14 protein-coding genes are annotated in these 16,638 nt (G+C 69.9%); 8 read left to right on the forward strand and 6 right to left on the reverse strand.

Translation table 11 applies throughout. The annotated features are described in order from the left end of the window. Nucleotides 1-193 precede the first annotated feature (193 nt). Both QSK10_RS12705 and QSK10_RS12710 read right to left on the reverse strand, forming a co-directional pair. Nucleotides 194-2,086: a DUF2264 domain-containing protein gene (locus QSK10_RS12705; RefSeq protein WP_285662866.1), complete on the reverse strand. Its 1,893-nt coding sequence runs from the start codon at nt 2,084-2,086 to the stop codon at nt 194-196. Between the two features lie 6 nt (nt 2,087-2,092). Continuing rightward, on the reverse strand, nt 2,093-3,112 hold the full coding sequence (locus QSK10_RS12710) for a hydroxyacid dehydrogenase (protein ID WP_285662867.1): 1,020 nt from the start codon (nt 3,110-3,112) through the stop codon (nt 2,093-2,095). Between the two features lie 210 nt (nt 3,113-3,322). Here QSK10_RS12710 and QSK10_RS12715 point away from each other — a divergent pair, with 210 nt between their 5' ends. Genes QSK10_RS12715 through QSK10_RS12730 form a run of 4 tightly spaced genes read left to right on the forward strand, consistent with a single transcriptional unit; the run spans nt 3,323 to nt 7,905 of the window. Then, nucleotides 3,323-4,300, forward strand: a complete 978-nt coding sequence (locus QSK10_RS12715) for an ABC transporter permease (protein ID WP_285662868.1) — start codon at nt 3,323-3,325, stop codon at nt 4,298-4,300. Further along, nucleotides 4,297-5,196: a carbohydrate ABC transporter permease gene (locus QSK10_RS12720; protein ID WP_285662869.1), complete on the forward strand. Its 900-nt coding sequence runs from the start codon at nt 4,297-4,299 to the stop codon at nt 5,194-5,196. The genes QSK10_RS12715 and QSK10_RS12720 overlap by 4 nt, the downstream gene beginning before the upstream one ends. Before the next feature lie 32 nt (nt 5,197-5,228). Then, entirely contained in the window at nt 5,229-6,860 is a 1,632-nt protein-coding gene (locus tag QSK10_RS12725; protein ID WP_285662870.1) for a type 2 periplasmic-binding domain-containing protein, read from the forward strand. A 10-nt stretch (nt 6,861-6,870) separates the two neighbouring features. Further along, nucleotides 6,871-7,905: a LacI family DNA-binding transcriptional regulator gene (locus QSK10_RS12730; RefSeq protein ID WP_285662871.1), complete on the forward strand. Its 1,035-nt coding sequence runs from the start codon at nt 6,871-6,873 to the stop codon at nt 7,903-7,905. Between the two features lie 37 nt (nt 7,906-7,942). On the opposite strand, the gene QSK10_RS12735 is transcribed toward QSK10_RS12730, so the two are convergent. From QSK10_RS12735 to QSK10_RS12750, 4 genes are all read right to left on the reverse strand, one after another. After that, the gene (locus tag QSK10_RS12735; protein ID WP_285662872.1) at nt 7,943-9,100 is read right to left on the reverse strand and encodes a hypothetical protein; all 1,158 of its coding nucleotides are present in this window, start codon (nt 9,098-9,100) and stop codon (nt 7,943-7,945) included. A 143-nt stretch (nt 9,101-9,243) separates the two neighbouring features. Continuing rightward, a complete protein-coding gene (locus tag QSK10_RS12740) occupies nt 9,244-10,188 on the reverse strand; it encodes a C40 family peptidase (RefSeq protein ID WP_285662873.1) in 945 nt (314 codons plus the stop codon). A 254-nt stretch (nt 10,189-10,442) separates the two neighbouring features. Then, nucleotides 10,443-11,282, reverse strand: coding sequence for a hypothetical protein (locus tag QSK10_RS12745; protein WP_285662874.1), 840 nt, complete (start codon nt 11,280-11,282; stop codon nt 10,443-10,445). Between the two features lie 197 nt (nt 11,283-11,479). Next, complete coding sequence (locus QSK10_RS12750; protein ID WP_285662875.1) at nt 11,480-12,412, reverse strand: C40 family peptidase; 933 nt, start codon at nt 12,410-12,412, stop codon at nt 11,480-11,482. Nucleotides 12,413-12,733: 321 nt separating this feature from the next. Here QSK10_RS12750 and QSK10_RS12755 point away from each other — a divergent pair, with 321 nt between their 5' ends. The 4 genes from QSK10_RS12755 to QSK10_RS12770 all read left to right on the forward strand — a co-directional run. Next, entirely contained in the window at nt 12,734-13,198 is a 465-nt protein-coding gene (locus QSK10_RS12755; RefSeq protein WP_285662876.1) for a cysteine dioxygenase, read from the forward strand. A gap of 68 nt (nt 13,199-13,266) precedes the next feature. Further along, nucleotides 13,267-14,442: a DUF5925 domain-containing protein gene (locus tag QSK10_RS12760; protein ID WP_285662877.1), complete on the forward strand. Its 1,176-nt coding sequence runs from the start codon at nt 13,267-13,269 to the stop codon at nt 14,440-14,442. Between the two features lie 21 nt (nt 14,443-14,463). Beyond that, the gene (locus QSK10_RS12765) at nt 14,464-15,297 is read left to right on the forward strand and encodes a phosphoribosylaminoimidazolesuccinocarboxamide synthase (protein WP_285662878.1); all 834 of its coding nucleotides are present in this window, start codon (nt 14,464-14,466) and stop codon (nt 15,295-15,297) included. Between the two features lie 92 nt (nt 15,298-15,389). Continuing rightward, nucleotides 15,390-16,638 (forward strand): hypothetical protein (locus tag QSK10_RS12770; RefSeq protein ID WP_285662879.1); only part of this gene is annotated, 1,249 nt, incomplete at its 3' end.

The raw sequence follows: 16,638 nt of genomic DNA on the forward strand, positions 1-16,638 counted from the left end.
GTAAGTGATCCCGACCGTCATCAACACCACGAACGCAACGGTGCCAAGCCACACCACCTTCATTTTCGTCGTGAATCGCACTACGCCCTCCCAAACGGTTACCGGTCACCGTACCGGGCGTACGCCATCGTGAAACGGATCCGCACCGGTCGATGTGGCTGGCCACATCGCCGGTGCGGATTAGTTCGAAGGGTCAGCCGATGAACGTATCGAGGTCCACCGTCACCGTCTGTCCGTCTCGCCACTCCACCCGTACGGCCGTGCCATCCACAGAGATGCGCGCGGCCGTCGACATGGTTGACGCCAGAACGGTCACATCATCGCTACGGCCCAAGAAATGCAGGGCGACGTGTGCGGAAACACCTTCGGCCTGCCCGAAGGCCGCCGGGGTCGACATGTGCGCGCCCAGGACGTTCCCGTCGGCCCGCGCGATCGTCTCGGCCCGCTCGTAACCGTGCACGGGCAGCAGCGCGGCGGTGAGCCCGTCGGCCCGCCGCGCCCAGGCCACGCCGCCGGTGAGGCCGTACGGGACGGCGTCCTCGCCCGCGACCGCCCACGAGCCCTCGCGGACGCCCGTCGCGGCGTCGGTGGCCAGCAGGTGGCAGCGCACCTCGAAGGGCCCCTGGACGATCGACACGCTCGTCAGGCTCGCGCCCTCGCGCGGCACGCACGTCGAACCGGCCACCGGGCCGCGGACGCGGTGGCGCACGATCGGCCCGCGCCGCGAGGGCTCGCCGTCCAGCAGCACGAAGGCCCCGTCCACGTTCGCCGCGAAGGCCGGGCCGGTGCCGGGCGCGGTGTGCGTGGAGTAGGCGTACTTCACGTAGAGCGGGTCGTCGTCGGGCGTGCCGGCCGTGTTGTGGTCTGCGCCGTGGTTGTAGACCCGGGTGATCTCGTCGCCGGAGGTCGAGGAGATCAGCCAGCCGGTGGCGTCCAGGTCCACCACGTGGTCGCCGGTCTCGGCGGGCTGCGGCTCCTCCACCGCCGTCCACACCGGATGGTCGGCGGGCAGGGCCAGCCCGTGGAAGCCGATCCCGGCCCAGTAGGGCGATCCGGGACCGGAGTAGGGCTGCGTGACGTCCAGGTACTGGTCAGCGTGCCAGCCCAGGGACAGCGGCCCGTCCACGCCGACGCCGTGGTCCACGAAGTGCTTGAGCGTCCCGGAGGCCAGGCGCCGGCTGGCCCCCGGGGACAGCGGCGTGCGCCCGGTGAGCTGGCCCAGCCAGATGGGCGCGAGGGTGGCCGTGCGGTAGATGATCGAGCGGCCCTGGATCAGCGGCGATCCGTTGCCGCCGAAGAGGTGCCCGTAGGACTCCAGGTAGCGCCCGAGCCTGTTCTCCCACAGCCAGGCGGCGTCCGGGTCGCGCGCGGGCAGCATGTCGTGGATCGCCCACAGCAGGGGGTGGATGACCCACGCGTTGTAGTAGTCGAAGTTGCGGCGCGACCCGTCGGTGTACCAGCCCTGGCCGGTGTACCAGGACTCCACCCGGCGCACGTTCGCGCGGCCGTCGTAGGCGGAGGTGTCGTAACCGGCCGAGGCCAAAAACGCCTCGATGACGGCGGTGAACAGCAGCCAGTTGTTCGCCCAGGCGATCCGGCGCGCGTGATGGGACAGCCAGTCGGCGATCTGGTCGCGCTCGGCGGGCTTCAGCCGGTCCCAGATCTGGGCGCGCGAGATGTGCAGCGCGTAGGCGATCCCGGCGGCCTCCACGATCGGCTGCGTCTTGCCGGTCAGCGGCTCCACGCAGTCCACGGCCCACAGCCAGCCCTCGGACCCGCCGCGCTCGGTGCCGGCCACCAGCCCGGAGGCGTACTTCTCGGCGAAGCCGTGCGGGTCGCCGCCCCCGGCGATGCGCGGCGCGGCGATCAGGAAGGAGCGCGCGAAGCCCTCCAGCGCGTCCGACTCCGGCCCGGACCAGGCGTGCCGCCCGGGGATCCGGAACAGCGAGAAGCGCGGCGAGGCATAGGACAGGGCGACGTTCACCCAGTGGTCGGCCACCGCCTCCCAGTGCGCGCGCGTGTATCCGGTGTAGGGCGAGAGCTCATGGTCCGACGGCGGCAGTGAAAGCGCTTTCCAAGAGGTCATGAGCGGTCACGCTAGCCTCGGCAGGTCGGCGATGTCAACGGCGCCGAGCATGGCCTCACCCGCCAGGAACCTGCGCAGATCCGCCACCGCGTAGGAGCCCAGAAGGGCGATCTCGGTGCCCTGCGCGCCCGCCAGGTGCGGGGTCACGAACACGTTCGGCAGCGTCAGCAGGACGTGCTCGCGCGGGATCGGCTCGGGGTCGGTGACGTCCAGGACGGCGTCCAGCCGGCCCGAGGCGCACTCCTTCGCCAGCGCCTCAGTGTCCACAAGGGACCCACGGGCGGTGTTGACCAGGACGGCGTGGTCGCGCATCATCGCCAGCCGCCGCCCGTCCATCAGGTGCCGCGTCTCGGGCAGCTCCGGCGCGTGCAGGCTCACCACGTCCGATGTGGACACCAGCTCATCGAGGTCGACGAGCTCGCAGCCGAGTTCGGCCGCCTCCGCCGCCGTCAGGTACGGGTCGGACAGGACCAGCCGGACGCCCAGGTCGCGCAGCCGCTCGATGACCAGGCGCCCGATGCGCGAGGCGCCCACCAGGCCCACCGTCCGGCTCACCACCCCGGCCGGGACGCGGTTGTCCGGCGAGGGCCAGCCCTCCGTGGACAGCCCGGCCGACAGCGCGAAGGCGCGCTTGAGCGCCAGGATGATGACCGCCCGGGTGTACTCGGCGACCGGCACCGCGTTGGCGTCGGCGGCCGAGGAGACCGCGATGCCGCGCCGCCAGACCTCCTCGGTCGTGTGGTGCTTGACCGATCCGGCCGCGTGCACGTTCACCCGCAGCTTCGGCATCCGGTCCAGGGCCTCGGCGGTCAGCGGCGGGCAGCCCCATCCGCTGACCAGGAACTCGGCCCGGGCGAGCGCGCCGGCGTGCGCGGGGTCGGCGAAGTCGGCGACGAGCAGGCCGGGGTCGACCTCGGCGAATCCCCCCAGCGCGGTCAGGACCTCGTCGGTCACCGCGCTGGAGCGGGCGTACTCCGCCATCGCCAGCACGCCGTACGGTCGCGCGTCCGCCATCCCCTCGGTCACGGTCCCCTCCTCGCCGGGTGTGACCCCGGTCTAGTAATCGGTTTCTTTCGAACAGCACGATAAGCGCACCCGGATCGTTGGTCAACATGCGGGTGAGCTGCGGATATCTCAACTACCAGGCACGTTACCGAGTTGAAACATGTGCGGGGCTTGTCTCAGCTCACAGAAACCGTCTATCTTCGGCCACACCCGAGAGCGAGGAGGTCACCGTTGACTGCCACCGCGGCGCCACCGGAGCGCCATCCCGCCGCAAGCGGCGGGGACGAGACGTCTCCTCGCAAGCCGAAGCGCAGGAAGGGCCGGTTCCGCCGGGACCTGGTGCTGGTCGCGCTGATGGTCCCGGGAGTCGCGTACTTCCTGGTCTTCCACTACGGCGCGCTGTTCGGCAACGCGATCGCCTTCCAGGACTACGTGCCCTTCATCGGCGTGTGGCACTCGCCGTGGGCGGGCTTCGCCAACTTCGTCACCCTGTTCGGCGATGCCGACTTCTGGCACGCCACCTGGAACACCGTGAGCATCTCGGTGCTCCAGCTGGTCTTCTACTTCCCGGCCCCGCTGGCCCTGGCGCTGCTGCTGCACAGCCTGGTGGGCGACAAGGTCCGCAAGTTCGTGCAGAGCGTGGTCTACCTGCCGCACTTCATCTCGTGGGTGATCGTGGTGGCGCTGTTCCAGCAGGTCCTGGGTGACGTGGGCGTGCTGAACGGGGTCCTCGGCGACGCCGGGCTGCACACCGTCGACATCATCGGCAATCCCGACGCCTACAAGCCGCTGGTCATCGCGCAGGTCGTCTGGAAGGAGACCGGCTGGGGGACCATCATCTTCCTGGCCGCGCTGGCCAATGTGGACGAGCAGCTCTACGAGGCGGCGTCCATCGACGGCGCCGGGTGGTGGCGGCGCCTGTGGCACGTGACGCTCCCGGCGATCCGGCCGGTCATCGTCCTGCTGCTGATCCTGCGCCTGGGCGACATCCTCACGCTGGGCTTCGAGCAGTTCTTCCTCCAGCGCGACACCGTCGGTCCCGACGCCGGGGAGGTGCTGGACACCTTCATCTACATCACCGGCATCAAGGACGGCCATTTCTCCATCGCCACCGCCGCCGGTCTCTTCAAGGGCCTGGTGGGGCTGGTCATGATCTTCACCGCGAACAAGATCGCGCACCGGCTCGGTGAGCAGGGGGTGTACAAGTGACTCTGTCCCAGAAACCGGGTCGTCCACTGTGGATGGGACGGCCGAAGCCGATCACCCGGGCCGCCAAGGCGCTGGCCCTGTCGCTGATCGTCCTGCTGGTCCTCTTCCCGTTCTGGACCATCCTGGCCACCTCGATAACCGCGCCCGAGGAGGTCGTGGCCAACGGCGGCTGGGTGGTGTGGCCGCAGAGCTTCAGCTTCCGCGCCTACACCGACATCTTCGAGGGCGGTGTGATCACCCACGCCCTCACCGTCAGCCTGGGCATCACGATCCTGGGCACCGCCACCAGCCTGTTCGCCACGATCACGCTGGCCTACGCGCTGGCCCGGCCGGGCGTCTTCGGCGGCAAGCCGGTGCTGATCATGGTCCTGTTCACGTTCCTGTTCCCACCGGCGATGATCCCGTCGTACCTGGTGGTCAAGGAGCTCGGGCTGCTCGACAGCTACCCGGCGCTGGTGCTGCCGGTCCTGGTCAACGTGTTCAACCTGGTCATCATGCGCGGCTTCTTCCAGGCCGTGCCGACCGAGCTGATCGAGGCCGCCAAGCTCGACGGCGCCGGTGAGCTGCGCATCCTGACCCGCATCGTGCTGCCGCTGTCCAAGTCGATCGTGGCGGTCGTCGGCCTGTTCTACGCCGTCTCCTACTGGAACGCCTTCTTCAACGCGATGATCTACACCCGCCAGGACATGTGGCCGGTGCAGACGCTGATGCGCCTCTACGTCACGCAGGGCGCGAGCCTCACCGAGAACGCCGCCTCCGAGACGGGCGTGGCCAACTCCCCGCAGGCGGTGAAGATGGCCGTCGTGATCATGGCGACCCTCCCGATCGTCATCGTCTACCCCTTCATCCAGCGCTTCTTCGCCAAGGGCGTCCTGTCCGGCGCCATCAAGTCGTGAACTCCTCCCGCCCCTCTCGAAAGGACCCCGTCGTGGCCATCAACCGTCGTGACACCCTGAAACTCTTCGGCGCCGGTGCCGTCGCGCTCGGCGCGGGCCCCCTGCTCGTCGGCTGCGGCGACGGCGGTGGCGGCTCCGACGTCGGCAACGACGGCAAGGAACTCGCGCCGTGGCCGGCCTACGTCCCGCTGACCGGTCCCACCCCGGACCTGCCCGGCGGCGAGAAGGGCCTCCAGGCGGCCTACACGAAGTACCCCTCGAACCTCACCGACGCCGGTTTCGCCACCCCCGGCGACAAGTCGGACGTGACGGTCAGCGTCATCTCCTACGGCACCCCGCCCACCGACGTGTCGGTGAACAAGTACTGGCAGGCGGTCAACGCCGCGCTCGGGGTGAACCTGAAGATCGAGATCATCCCGGCGGCCAACTTCGTCGAGGTGATGAGCACGAAGATGGCCGGCAACGACCTTCCCGACATCATGTTCTTCGGCGCCGGTTACGTGCTGCCGCGCCAGGAGCAGTTCATCCAGCAGGTGTGCGCCGACATCTCCGAGTACGTCTCCGGGGACAACGTCAAGCAGTTCCCGGCGCTGGCCAACATCCCGTCCTACACCTGGCAGGGCCTGGGCCGCATCGGCGGCCGCTTCTACGGCGTGCCCACCGAGCGTCCCGTCTACGGCGGTTCGCTGCTGGTGAACCGGACCGCGCTGGAGAAGGCGGGCGCGGTCTACGAGTGGGACAAGGCGGGCTTCCTGTCCTCGCTCAAGGCCGCCACCGGCGACAAGAAGTACGGCATGGGCTTCCCCATGGAGCTCAACATCGACTACCTCGCCGGTTCCCTCGGCGCCCCGAACACCTGGGCGGTCTCCGCCGACGGGAAGTTCACCACCACCTACGAGTCTCCGCAGTTCAAGGAGGCCCTGGCGATGTCGGCGCAGCTGTTCAAGGAGGGCTCGGCCTACCCCGACGGCGGCAGCACGTCGGCGGTGGACATGAAGACCCTCTTCGCCAACCAGACCGTGGCCACCTACCGGGACGGCTGGGGCGCCATGGGCACCTCGTCGCTGGCCCTGGCCAAGGGCTTCACGCAGGACTTCGGCCTCCCGTTCGGCGGCGCGGCGTCCACGCCCTGGGGCGGCACCGGCCGCTTCGGTTTCGTGGCCTTCAAGAAGGCCGACGCCTCGCGCATCAAGATGCTGCTGGCCGTCTGCAACTACCTCGCCGCGCCCTTCGGCACCAAGCAGTACGAACTGTTCAACTACGGCGTCGAGGGCACCCACTTCACGCGCGGCGCCGACGGCACCCCCGTCCCCACCGAGCTGTGGACGAAGGGCGAGAACGGCACCACCCTCCCCGTCAAGTACATCGCCGCCGCCCCGCAGGCCCTGTTCTACGCGGGCTACCCGGAGGCCGTCGAGCGCGTCTACCAGTGGGAGAAGAAGGTCGCCCCGATCACGATCCCCGACCCGTCGAACGGCCTGCGCTCGGCGAAGTGGACGGAGAACGGCTCGGCGCTGACCAAGGCGATCAACGACGCGATCCTGGGCGTGGTCTTCCGCGGCGAGGACGTCTCCACCTTCGACGGCGCGGTGGCCAAGTGGAAGAGCGACGGCGGATCCCAGTCCGCCGACGAGTTCGCGGCCGAGTACGCGGCGGCCAAGTAACTTCTAGTCCATGGCCCGATCCACCATTAGGGACGTCGCCGCCCAGGCGGGCGTCTCCGTCGCCACCGTGTCGCGGGTACTGGGCGGCAACTATCCCGTTGCCGCCCGTACCCGGGCCAAGGTCCTCCGCGCGATCGAGGACCTGGACTTCGTGGCGAACGCGCACGCGCGCGCCCTGTCCGGGTCCACCTCCAAGCTCGTCGCGGTGGTCACCACCTCGATGACCGCGCCCTTCTACGCCGACATCGCCGCCGGAGTGGAGTCCTACAGCTCCGCCGAGGGCCGCCTGTTCATGTACGTCTCCACCGACGGCGACACCGCCCGCGAACTGGAGGTCCTGGGCCTGATGCGCGAGCAGCGCGCCGAGGCCGTCATCCTCGTCGGCGGCGTCGCCATGACCGGCGAGTACCGCGAGCGCATGGCCCGCTACGCCGCCGGGCTCCGCGACGTCGGCGGCAAGCTCGTCCTGGTCGGCCGCCCCGGGCTCGGCCCGGACGTCCCCGCGATCGTCGTGGAGTACGAGAACGAGCGGGGCGCCCACGCCGGCACCTGCCACCTCATCTCCCGCGGCCACCGCCGCATCCTGCTGCTGGGCGGCATCGTCGGCCAGACCACCGGCGACGGCCGCATCGCCGGTCACCTGCGCGCCCTGTCCGACAACGGGATCGCCTCGGACGAGTCGCTGCTCATGCCGGGCCGTTTCGAGCGGCTGTTCGCCTACGAGGCCGTCCGCGCGCGCCTGGCGTCCGGCCCGCCCGACTTCACCGCCATCTTCGCCCTCGACGACATACTGGCCGCCTCGGCGATGCGCGCCTGCCGCGACGCCGGTCTCCGCGTCCCCGAAGACGTGTCGATCATGGGCTACAACGACGACCTGATCGCCCAGGACCTGTACCCCGCGCTCACCACCGTCCACATCCCCGTCGGCGAACTCGGCCGCACCGCCGCCCGCCTGGCCCTGCGCCCCGGCTCGACGGGCAACGAGCACGTGATGCTGGGGACGCACGTGGTGGTGCGGGATTCGGTGGTGCCGCCGGGGTCGTGAGGCCGCCGGGGTCGTGAGGCCCGGCGGCACGCTCCTCTCACAGCTTGCGGTAGGCGGCGATGCCGGTCCCGGACTGCCCGCCCTCGGGCCGGGCTCCGCCGGAGATCCAGACCGTGCTGGTGCCGGGCACGAGGCTGACCTGCGCGTACCCGACCCTGGTCTCCGGTGTGCTCGGCGGCGTCTCGGTGACCGTCGTGCGCCCGTCGCGCAGGTGGTAGACGACGTCGGTCCGCTCGTCGAAGGGGTCGGTGCCGACCATCAGCACGATGCCACCGGCGTCGTCGGCGGCGAGGTCGGTGATCATGTCGGCCCGGTCCGGGAGCGGCAGCTCCCGCAGGTTCGGGCCGCGCACCTCGGCCAGGTACGGCTTGGCGTAACTGGCGCCCTCCGGCGTTCGCATCCACACGTGACCGGCGACGTGCGCGTGCCCCCGGTAGACGGCGAGCCCGGTGACGTACCCGAACCGCGAGGCCAGCCCGGACAGATCCACCGGCCGCCACCGGCCGCCGGAATGGCGCCACAGCAGCGGAACCGGCGAGTCGGCGCCCGGTTCGTCACTGGGCACCCGCGCCCACCCACTCGCGTAGACGTCGCCGCCCGGGGCGACGACGATGTGCTCCGCCTCGGTCTCCTTGGCCTCCGGGGGCGCGGGCGGTTCCTCCGAGGTCCACGTCCGCCCGTCGAAGCGCGCGATGAAGGCGGTGGACCGCGACCGGCCCTCGGCGTCGGCCCGCTCGAAGTACCCGGCCGCCCACACCCCGCGCGACGTGACGTCCAGGCCCGACAGGTAGTTCGCGTCGGACTCCGGCGCGGGCACCGCGATCCCCAGCCAGGCCGAACCGTCCCACCGCGCGACGTGGGCGGTGCTGTCCCGCGTGCCGGGCACCGTCCGCCAGCCCGCGCCCCACACCTCGCCCCGCGCCCCGGCGGCGAGGGCGGTCAGGTGCAGGTCCTCCGCGGTCGGCACCGCCGACCACGCGCGCCCGTCCCAGTGCCAGGCCGCCGCCCGGCCCTGCCCGCCACCGACGGCGTGGGCGTCGCGGGCGGAGAAGGCCAGGATGTCGGCGACGGTGTACTTGTGCCCGGGATCGGGCACCGTCGTCTCGATCCAGCCGCCACCGGCCCATGCGGTGGAGGGGATGAAAGCCGCTGCGCCGGCCGCCCCCGCGGCGGCCAGGAGACTGCGTCTTCTCATGGTGCTCCTTTCAAGAAGGGTCACCTGGTCTACGACGCCGGGGGCACACGGGGTTGACACACCGGCCCCGTCCCATGAATAAGGCCGCCACCCCCGAAGGGGCGGCGGCCGCAAGTCGTTCCCGGCGCCAGGGTGTCAGGGCGTCAGAACCCCGGTACCCGCGCCGACCCGTAGTACGGGCTCCCGCCCTTGTCCACGGTCGAGATGATCACGCCGATCCCGTAGTCCGACGCGTGGACCACATGGTCGCCGCCGATGTACATCGCCACGTGATTCAGCCCGTTGTAAAAGACCAGGTCGCCCGGCTGGAGCTCGTCGCGCGAGATGTGCTGCAACTGGTTCCACTCCATCGCCGCGTTGTGCGGGAGGTGCACGCCGACCTGCTTCCACGCGCCCAGCATGAGCCCGGAGCAGTCCCAGACGTCCGGACCCTCGGCGGCCCAGCCGTAGTCGTCGCCGACCTGCTTCAGCGCGAAGCGCACGACCTCGCCGCGCTTGCCGGGGACGAACGGGGGGATGAAGGAGTCGTCGGACAGCCCGCGCGAGTCGCGGTAGGCCTTGTCGCGCTCACCGGAGAGGCGCTCGATGTCGGCGGTGATGGTCTCCTTCTTCGCCTTCATCTCCGACTCCTGCTGCGACTGCGTCTCGTACAGCCCGTCCAGGACGCCCTTGCGCTCGTCGAGGGACGCCTTGGCGTCGTTGAGGCGGTCGATGGCGTCGCTGGAGTCGGCGGTCACCTGGTCGAGCAGCGTCATCCGCTCGGCGAGGGTGTCGGGCGAGCCGGTGGTGAGCGCGGTCATCGTCCCGGTCATCTGCCCGCCCATGTAGATGTTGCGGGCGATCGCGCCGACTTCCTCGTAGAGGACGGCGAGCTGGTCCTCGAAGGGCTTGAGCTCCTTTTCGAGGGCCTCGACCTTCGCCGCGGTCTCCTTGAACTCCTCGTTGACGCGGTTGTAGTCCTCGATCACGCCTTCGAGGGTGTGGAACTGCTCCTCGATCTGCTTTTCCTTCTCGTCCACCGGATCGGCGTGGACGGCGGGCGCGGCTACGCCTATGACGAAGGCGGTCGCTACGGCGAGGAAACCCATCCTTCGCGCTGTGTTCGCGAGCAAGAGACTGCTCCTTATCAGCTTGCGGACCGTTGGCGAGCATAGCTCGTGAGGTCGCGGCCGATTGGGTGCATCCTCCGTTCGGACGAGACCGGCGGCGGTACGTCCAGGAAGGACGATCGACGGCAACCCGGGCCGATATGCCCGGCCTGGGCGGTGTTCCGGCAGGTCACGGGATGCCCTCGGGAACATCGCGGCGCGGGACGGGGTGTCGGGGCCGGGCCGGGCCGCAGTCAGCGAATGAGGGAGTCGGGCCAGGGCTCGCGGCCGAAGGCGAAGATCTCGGCGAGCCTGCCCGGGTCCGCCTCGGGCAGGTGGCGTTCGAGCAGCCCGTGCACCTCGCCCACCAGCCGCGCCAGCTCACCGGCGGCCTCGGGCGGGGACATCGCGTCGACGGCGAGGACGCGCTCGGCGAACGAGGCGGGCGCGATCTCCAGGGCGGCGTGGACGCGGTGGGCCCACTTCGGGCCGCTCCACCACACCCGGTTGACCGCGAGGAGGGCGTGGGTGAGGGCGGTGACCACGCCGGACCAGTGCTCGCGCAGCCCGTGGGGGCAGCGCCGCTCGACGTACATGCGCCAGCGCCAGAAGTGGTCGATCTGGCCGAGCCGGCGGGCGACCGCCGCGGCCAGCGGACGCGGATAGTCCCGCACCCGGCCGGTGAGCTCCGAGGCGTCGCCCGCGAGCGTCTTCCCGTGCGCGAGCGCGGAGGCGAGGGCCAGCAGGCCCGGGTCGGGCTCGTGCCGCTCCAGCAGGGCGTCCAGCTTCGCGTGCGCACTGGCGAGGGTCGTGTGGACGACCTCGATGAGCAGCCCCGACCGCCACAGGTCGTCGTAGGAGGCCCCGTCGGCGGAGTCGAAGGGATAGAGCCGGTGGGTGTCGGCAGCGCTCGCCACGAGCTCCCGGTCGGCGGTGGACGGCGGCTCGGCCCACAGGACCGCCAGCTCGGCGTCGGACCAGCGGTCGTCGTGGCCCCGCCCGGCGGATCCGGTGAGCAGGACGGCGGCGGCCCCGGGCCGGGACGCGTAGGCGGCCGCGAACGGCAGGACGATGGCGCGGCGAGTCGGCGGCATGCCCGCAGGCTAGGACGCCCGGCACCACCCGTCACTCCATTTAGGACACCCGCCGCGCCCGGACACGGCGACGCCCCGCATCGTCCGGGGGCGAGCGATGCGGGGCGTCTGGGTGTTGCCGGGTTAGGTCATGGTTTTCGTGATGTCATCGTGTTGCCGGGTGTGGTCTTCGGGTGCGTGAGGTCTGATCGGGCCGGCTACCAGCCGGGAATGCGTCCCGCGCCGTAGTAATCCGTCGCGGCCTTCTCGATCGTGGTGACCTGCACGTTGTTGTTGTTCGTCGCCGCGTGGACGATGTGCCCGTCGCCGATGTACAGGGCGACGTGGCTCAGTCCGTTGTAGAAGACGAGGTCGCCGGGCTTCAGCTGGTCCCGGGAGATGTGCTGGACCATGTTCCACTGCGCCTCGGCGTTGTGGGGGAGGTTCACGCCGACCTGGCTCCAGGCGCCGAGGGTGAGGCCGGAGCAGTCCCAGCCGCCGGGGCCGGCCGCGGCGAAGACGTAGGGCTTGCCGGTCTGCTTCAGTGCGAAGCGGACCACCTCGCCGCGCTTGCCGGGGACGTAAGGCGGGGTGAAGTCGCCGGGGCCGAGGCCGCGGGAGTCGCGGTAGGCCTTGTCGCGCTCGCCGGAGAGCCGTTCGAGATCGGTCTCGATGGTCTCCTTCTTGCCGCGCAGTTCCTCGTCCTGCTTCGACTGGGTCGCGTAGAGGCCGTCGAGGACGCGCTTCTGCTCGTCCAGGTCCGACTTCGCGTCGTTGAGGGCGGCGATGGCGTCGTGGTCGTCGACGGTGATCTGGTCGAGGAGGGTCATCCGGTCGGCGAGGGTGTCGGCGGAGCCGGTGGTCAGGACCGCCGTCATGCCGGACATCGCGCCGCCCATGTAGGTGTTGCGGGCGATCTCACCGACCTCCTCGTAGAGGACGTCGAGCTTCTCCTGGAAGGGCTTGAGCTTCTCCTCCAGGTCGGCGATCTTCTCCTTGGTCTCGGTGAACTCGATGTTGACCTTGTTGTAGTCCTCGATGAGTCCTTCGAGATCGTGGTACTTCGCCTCCATCTGCGCTTCTTTGTCGTCGACGGGGTCGGCGTGCGCGGTGGAGGGGGCAAGGACGAGACCGACCGCGGCGAGCGTCATGGCACCGAGAATGCGGAACCGCGCTCTGCCGCGCGCTGCTTTGCCGAGCAACTGGGGCGCTCCTTCTTCAGCCTGCGAACCGTAGGCGAGAGTACTGCACGTTCGGGAAGTATCTGAAGGCCGCGACGGCAGTTTTTCGCCCATCACCTAAGAAATCAGCACAGGGTGAGGACCGGTCGGACAGATTGTGCGTTAAGATGTCGGACTGTGGACGCCATTGAAGTGACCGCCGCCACGTCGGGTCGCTGTCGCGACTGTCGCCGCTAACTCAGCCGACAGTCCATTGCGCCGTGCGCGCGTCCACGAAAGTTCTGACTTCTCATGAAAACGGCCACCGCCACCGTTCTCACCGCGCTTTCGGCCTACTACGCCGCTTCGGCGCCCGCGCCGCGTTTCTCCCGGCGTTCCCGGACCGCCCGCCGCATCGCCGTCGCCGAGGACCACGAGGCGTGGCTGATGGCGTGGCTGCCGGGCCAGTCGACCGAACTGCACGACCACGGCGGTGAGCGCACGCCGTCCGAGGCCGGTTTCACGGTCCTGGACGGTGAGCTGCGCGAATACACCGTCGTCCCGGGCTATTTCCCGTCACTGGAGCAGCGGCGCCTGACCTCCGGCGACTCCAGCGCGGTCTCGCCGCGCACGGTCCACGCCGTTCGCAACGCCTCGGACCGCCCGGCGGTCTCGGTGCACGTTTACGCGCCGCGCCTGGAGCTGATGCGCTCCTACCTGTTCGACGAGACGGGACTGTCGCTGGGCGCGATCCGCAAGGCGGGTTCCGACTGGTGAGCGGCTGAATTCACGCTGGCACGAAATGGGGTTGGACCCTGTCGCACCCCTCGGGGATCATTGGCGAGATGCAAACGCCGCAGAAGCTCCCCGTGGCGCACGCGGCCAAGGTGGGGGAGAACACCAAGAAGAACGGCACCCACGAGGCCGCCGTCGACGGGACGGCGGATCTGATGCCGTTCCTCATGAACTACGACGACGACATGGACGCCTTCGACGTCATCGACGCCCTCGCCCTGGGCCCGTACGTCCGCGGGGACCACCAGCACGCCCGGATGAAGTGGATCAACAAGGTCCGCAAGGACGCCTCGCTCGTCCCCGCCGACGCGCGCATCCTGCGCACCGCCGAGCAGGGCGGCCAGTCGGCGCTGCTCGCCGCCGGTGAGCACTGGATGCTCCAGGCGATCCGCTGGAACAGCGGCAACGGGCGCGTCCGCGTGTCCGCGCGCACCGCCGAGCTGGCCGAGACGATCCTCAAGGCCGCCACCGACAACGCCGAGGAGCCCGAGCCCGAGGACGACGACACCGTCATCGACATCGGCTTCTGGCACATGTCGATGCCGCGCCCCAACCGTCTGGTGCGCACCATCGACATCCCCAAGTGGGCCGACATCCGCCGCAACTACGCCTCGGGCGTCGTGGGGCAGCTCGACTCGCTCATGGCGACCCGGCCGGACAACATCTCCGGCCGCCTGCTGCTCCTGCACGGCCCGCCCGGGACCGGTAAGACCACCGCCCTGCGCGCGCTGGCCAACGAGTGGCGCTCCTGGTGCCGCATGGACTGCGTCCTGGACCCCGAGGTCTTCTTCGGCGACCCCGGCTACCTGCTCCAGGTGGCCCTCGGCGACGACGACAACGACGAGGACGGCCATCCGCGCTGGCAGCTGCTGCTCATCGAGGACTGCGACGAGCTGATCCGCGGCGAGGCGAAGCAGTCGACGGGCCAGGCCCTGTCCCGCCTGCTCAACCTCACCGACGGGCTCCTCGGCCAGGGCCGCAACCTGCTCATCGGGCTCACCACCAACGAGGACCTCACCCGCCTGCACCCGGCGGTGATCCGCCCGGGCCGCTGCCTGGCGCAGATCGAGGTCGGCCGCTTCCCCTACGACGAGGCCGTGAGCTGGCTCGGCCGCCCCGACGGCATCGCCTCCGGTGGCGCGACCCTCGCCGAGCTGTGCGCCCTGCGGTCCGGCGAAGTGCCGTCGGCCGGATACGAGGAGCTGCCGACCGGGGCCTACCTGTAACGGTGGGTTATCGTGCGGGGCATGCGACTGGTGCACTCCGGGAAGGTCCGTGACCTCTACGAGGACCGCGGCGACATCATCCTCGTGGCCTCCGACCGAGTCAGTATCTACGACGTCATCATGCCGACACCGATCCCGGACAAGGGCGCGATCCTCACCGCGCTCTCGCTCTGGTGGTTCGACCAGTTGCGCGATCTCGTCCCCAACCACGTCATCTCCGCCACCGACGTGCCCGAGGAGTTCGCCGGCCGCGCCATCCGCTGCAAGCGCCTGGAGATCATCCCCGTCGAGTGCGTCGCCCGCGGCTACCTCACCGGCAACGGGCTGAAGGAGTACGAGAAGAGCGGCGCCGTGTCCGGCGTCGAGCTGCCCCCCGGCCTGGTGGACGGCTCGGCGCTGCCCACGCCCATCTTCACGCCCTCCGCCAAGGCCGCCGTCGGCGAACACGACGAGCCGATCACCTACGAGCAGGTCGAGGCCCTCCTCGGCGAGGACCGCGCCGCCGAGCTGGAGGACCTGACCCTCCGCGCCTACGAGCTCGGCCAGGAGCACTGCGAGGAGGCCGGGATCATCCTCGCCGACACCAAGTTCGAGTTCGGCCTCGACGCCTCCGGCACCCTCACCCTCGGCGACGAGGCCCTCACCCCCGACTCCTCCCGCTTCTGGCCCCTGGAGTCCTGGAAACCCGGCGCCCGCCAGCCGTCCTACGACAAGCAGTACCTCCGCGACTGGGGCGTCGCCTCCGGCTGGGACCCCGCCGACCCCGCGCCCGAAATCCCCGCCGAGGTCGTCGAGAAGACCCGCGAGCTCTACATCACCGCCTACGAACGCATCACCGGCGAGACCTGGGCCTGACCCACCGCGTTGCCCGTCCGGGCAGGATCGCCTGCCCGGACGCTTGGCCGGTCTCCTGTCGATGTCCACTGTGTCCGTTACACGGTGAACGGGTGCCCCCCACGACCTACCCGGAGGTCGATGTGGAACAGAACCGTGCCCCGAAACAGGAATCGGCCCCACCGGCCGCCGACCAGAAGGCCACCGACCGCCGAGCCCCCGACACCCCGGCGGCCGCCCCCACCCATTTGGACCCCCGCAACGCCCTCGCGTTACAGCGCGCGGCCGGCAACCGCGCGGTAGTCCAGCGCCTCACCACCCGGCCCACCGCGGCCCAGTCGCCGAAGTTCACGTCGGTCAAGAAGGACGTGACGGCGAAGGCGAAGAACCTCGCGACCTCGCACCCGCCGGCGTCCAAGGAAGCCGACGCCTCGGCGAAGGCCGCCAAGCCTCCGGCTGACGATAAGGAGGCGCAGGGCAAGGCCGCCAACGCCGAGAAGATGAACGCGGCCAAGCCCGGCGAATTCAACAAAGCGGCCTTCATCAAAGCGGTGAACGACGCCATCGCGGCCAAGGCGCCCAAGAACCTCGATGAGGCCGACAAGTTCGGCGACTCCGGCAAGGCCGATGGCGTCAAGCAGGACGTGTCGAACAAGGTCGGCGACGGCAAGAAGCAGTCCTCCTCGGCCATCGAGACGACGACGAAAGCGCCCCCGGACGTGGGCGCGGCCAAGGACAAGCCCGTCACCCCCTTGGCCGCCGACAAGCCCCCCGGAACACCCGCCGCGCCCGACCCGAACCTCGCGGTGCCCGACAAGGCGCCTCCGGCGGCGACCGATTTCTCGCAGGGGCCGAAGGACGTCAATGCGGAGATGGCCTCGAATGAGGTCACCGAGGAGCAGCTGAAGAAGGGTAATGAGCCCGCCTTCGATACGGCTTTGAAGGAGAAGAAGGCCGGGGAGGAACACGCGCGCACGGCACCGGCTGAGGTGCGGGCGAAGGAGAACGAGACCCTCAACTCGGCCAAGACCGACGCCAAACAGGACGCCACGACGGCTTTGAAGGGCATGTCCTCGGTGCGGACGAGCACCGGGAAGGACGTCGACGGCGGCAAGGGGAAGACACAGTCGGAAGACGAAAAGAAGCGGACCGAGGTCACGGGGAAGCTTCAGAAGGTCTTCGACGCGACGAAAACGGACGTCGAGAAGATCCTGTCCGACCTGGACGGGAAAGTAGATGCGAAGTTCTCTGAGGGTGAGAAGGTCGCGCGTGAGGGGTTCACCGCCGAGCACAAGCGGCGGATGGACGCCTACAAGGACAAGAGGTATTCGGGGTTCACGGGGAAGCTGAAGTGGGTCAAGG

Source organism: Actinorhabdospora filicis (genome assembly GCF_030269765.1).
In the GTDB taxonomy this organism is placed as follows: Bacteria; Actinomycetota; Actinomycetes; order Mycobacteriales; family Micromonosporaceae; genus Actinorhabdospora; species Actinorhabdospora filicis.

Excerpts from the sequence above, each read along its gene's own strand:
- QSK10_RS12745 (WP_285662874.1), bottom strand. The coding sequence starts at position 11,282 with ATGCCGCCGACTCGCCGCGCCATCGTCCTGCCGTTCGCGGCCGCCTAC.
- QSK10_RS12730 (WP_285662871.1), top strand. The coding sequence starts at position 6,871 with ATGGCCCGATCCACCATTAGGGACGTCGCCGCCCAGGCGGGCGTCTCC.
- QSK10_RS12760 (WP_285662877.1), top strand. The coding sequence starts at position 13,267 with ATGCAAACGCCGCAGAAGCTCCCCGTGGCGCACGCGGCCAAGGTGGGG.
- QSK10_RS12755 (WP_285662876.1), top strand. The coding sequence starts at position 12,734 with ATGAAAACGGCCACCGCCACCGTTCTCACCGCGCTTTCGGCCTACTAC.
- QSK10_RS12740 (WP_285662873.1), bottom strand. The coding sequence starts at position 10,188 with ATGGGTTTCCTCGCCGTAGCGACCGCCTTCGTCATAGGCGTAGCCGCG.
- QSK10_RS12705 (WP_285662866.1), bottom strand. The coding sequence starts at position 2,086 with ATGACCTCTTGGAAAGCGCTTTCACTGCCGCCGTCGGACCATGAGCTC.
- QSK10_RS12735 (WP_285662872.1), bottom strand. The coding sequence starts at position 9,100 with ATGAGAAGACGCAGTCTCCTGGCCGCCGCGGGGGCGGCCGGCGCAGCG.
- QSK10_RS12765 (WP_285662878.1), top strand. The coding sequence starts at position 14,464 with ATGCGACTGGTGCACTCCGGGAAGGTCCGTGACCTCTACGAGGACCGC.
- QSK10_RS12750 (WP_285662875.1), bottom strand. The coding sequence starts at position 12,412 with ATGACGCTCGCCGCGGTCGGTCTCGTCCTTGCCCCCTCCACCGCGCAC.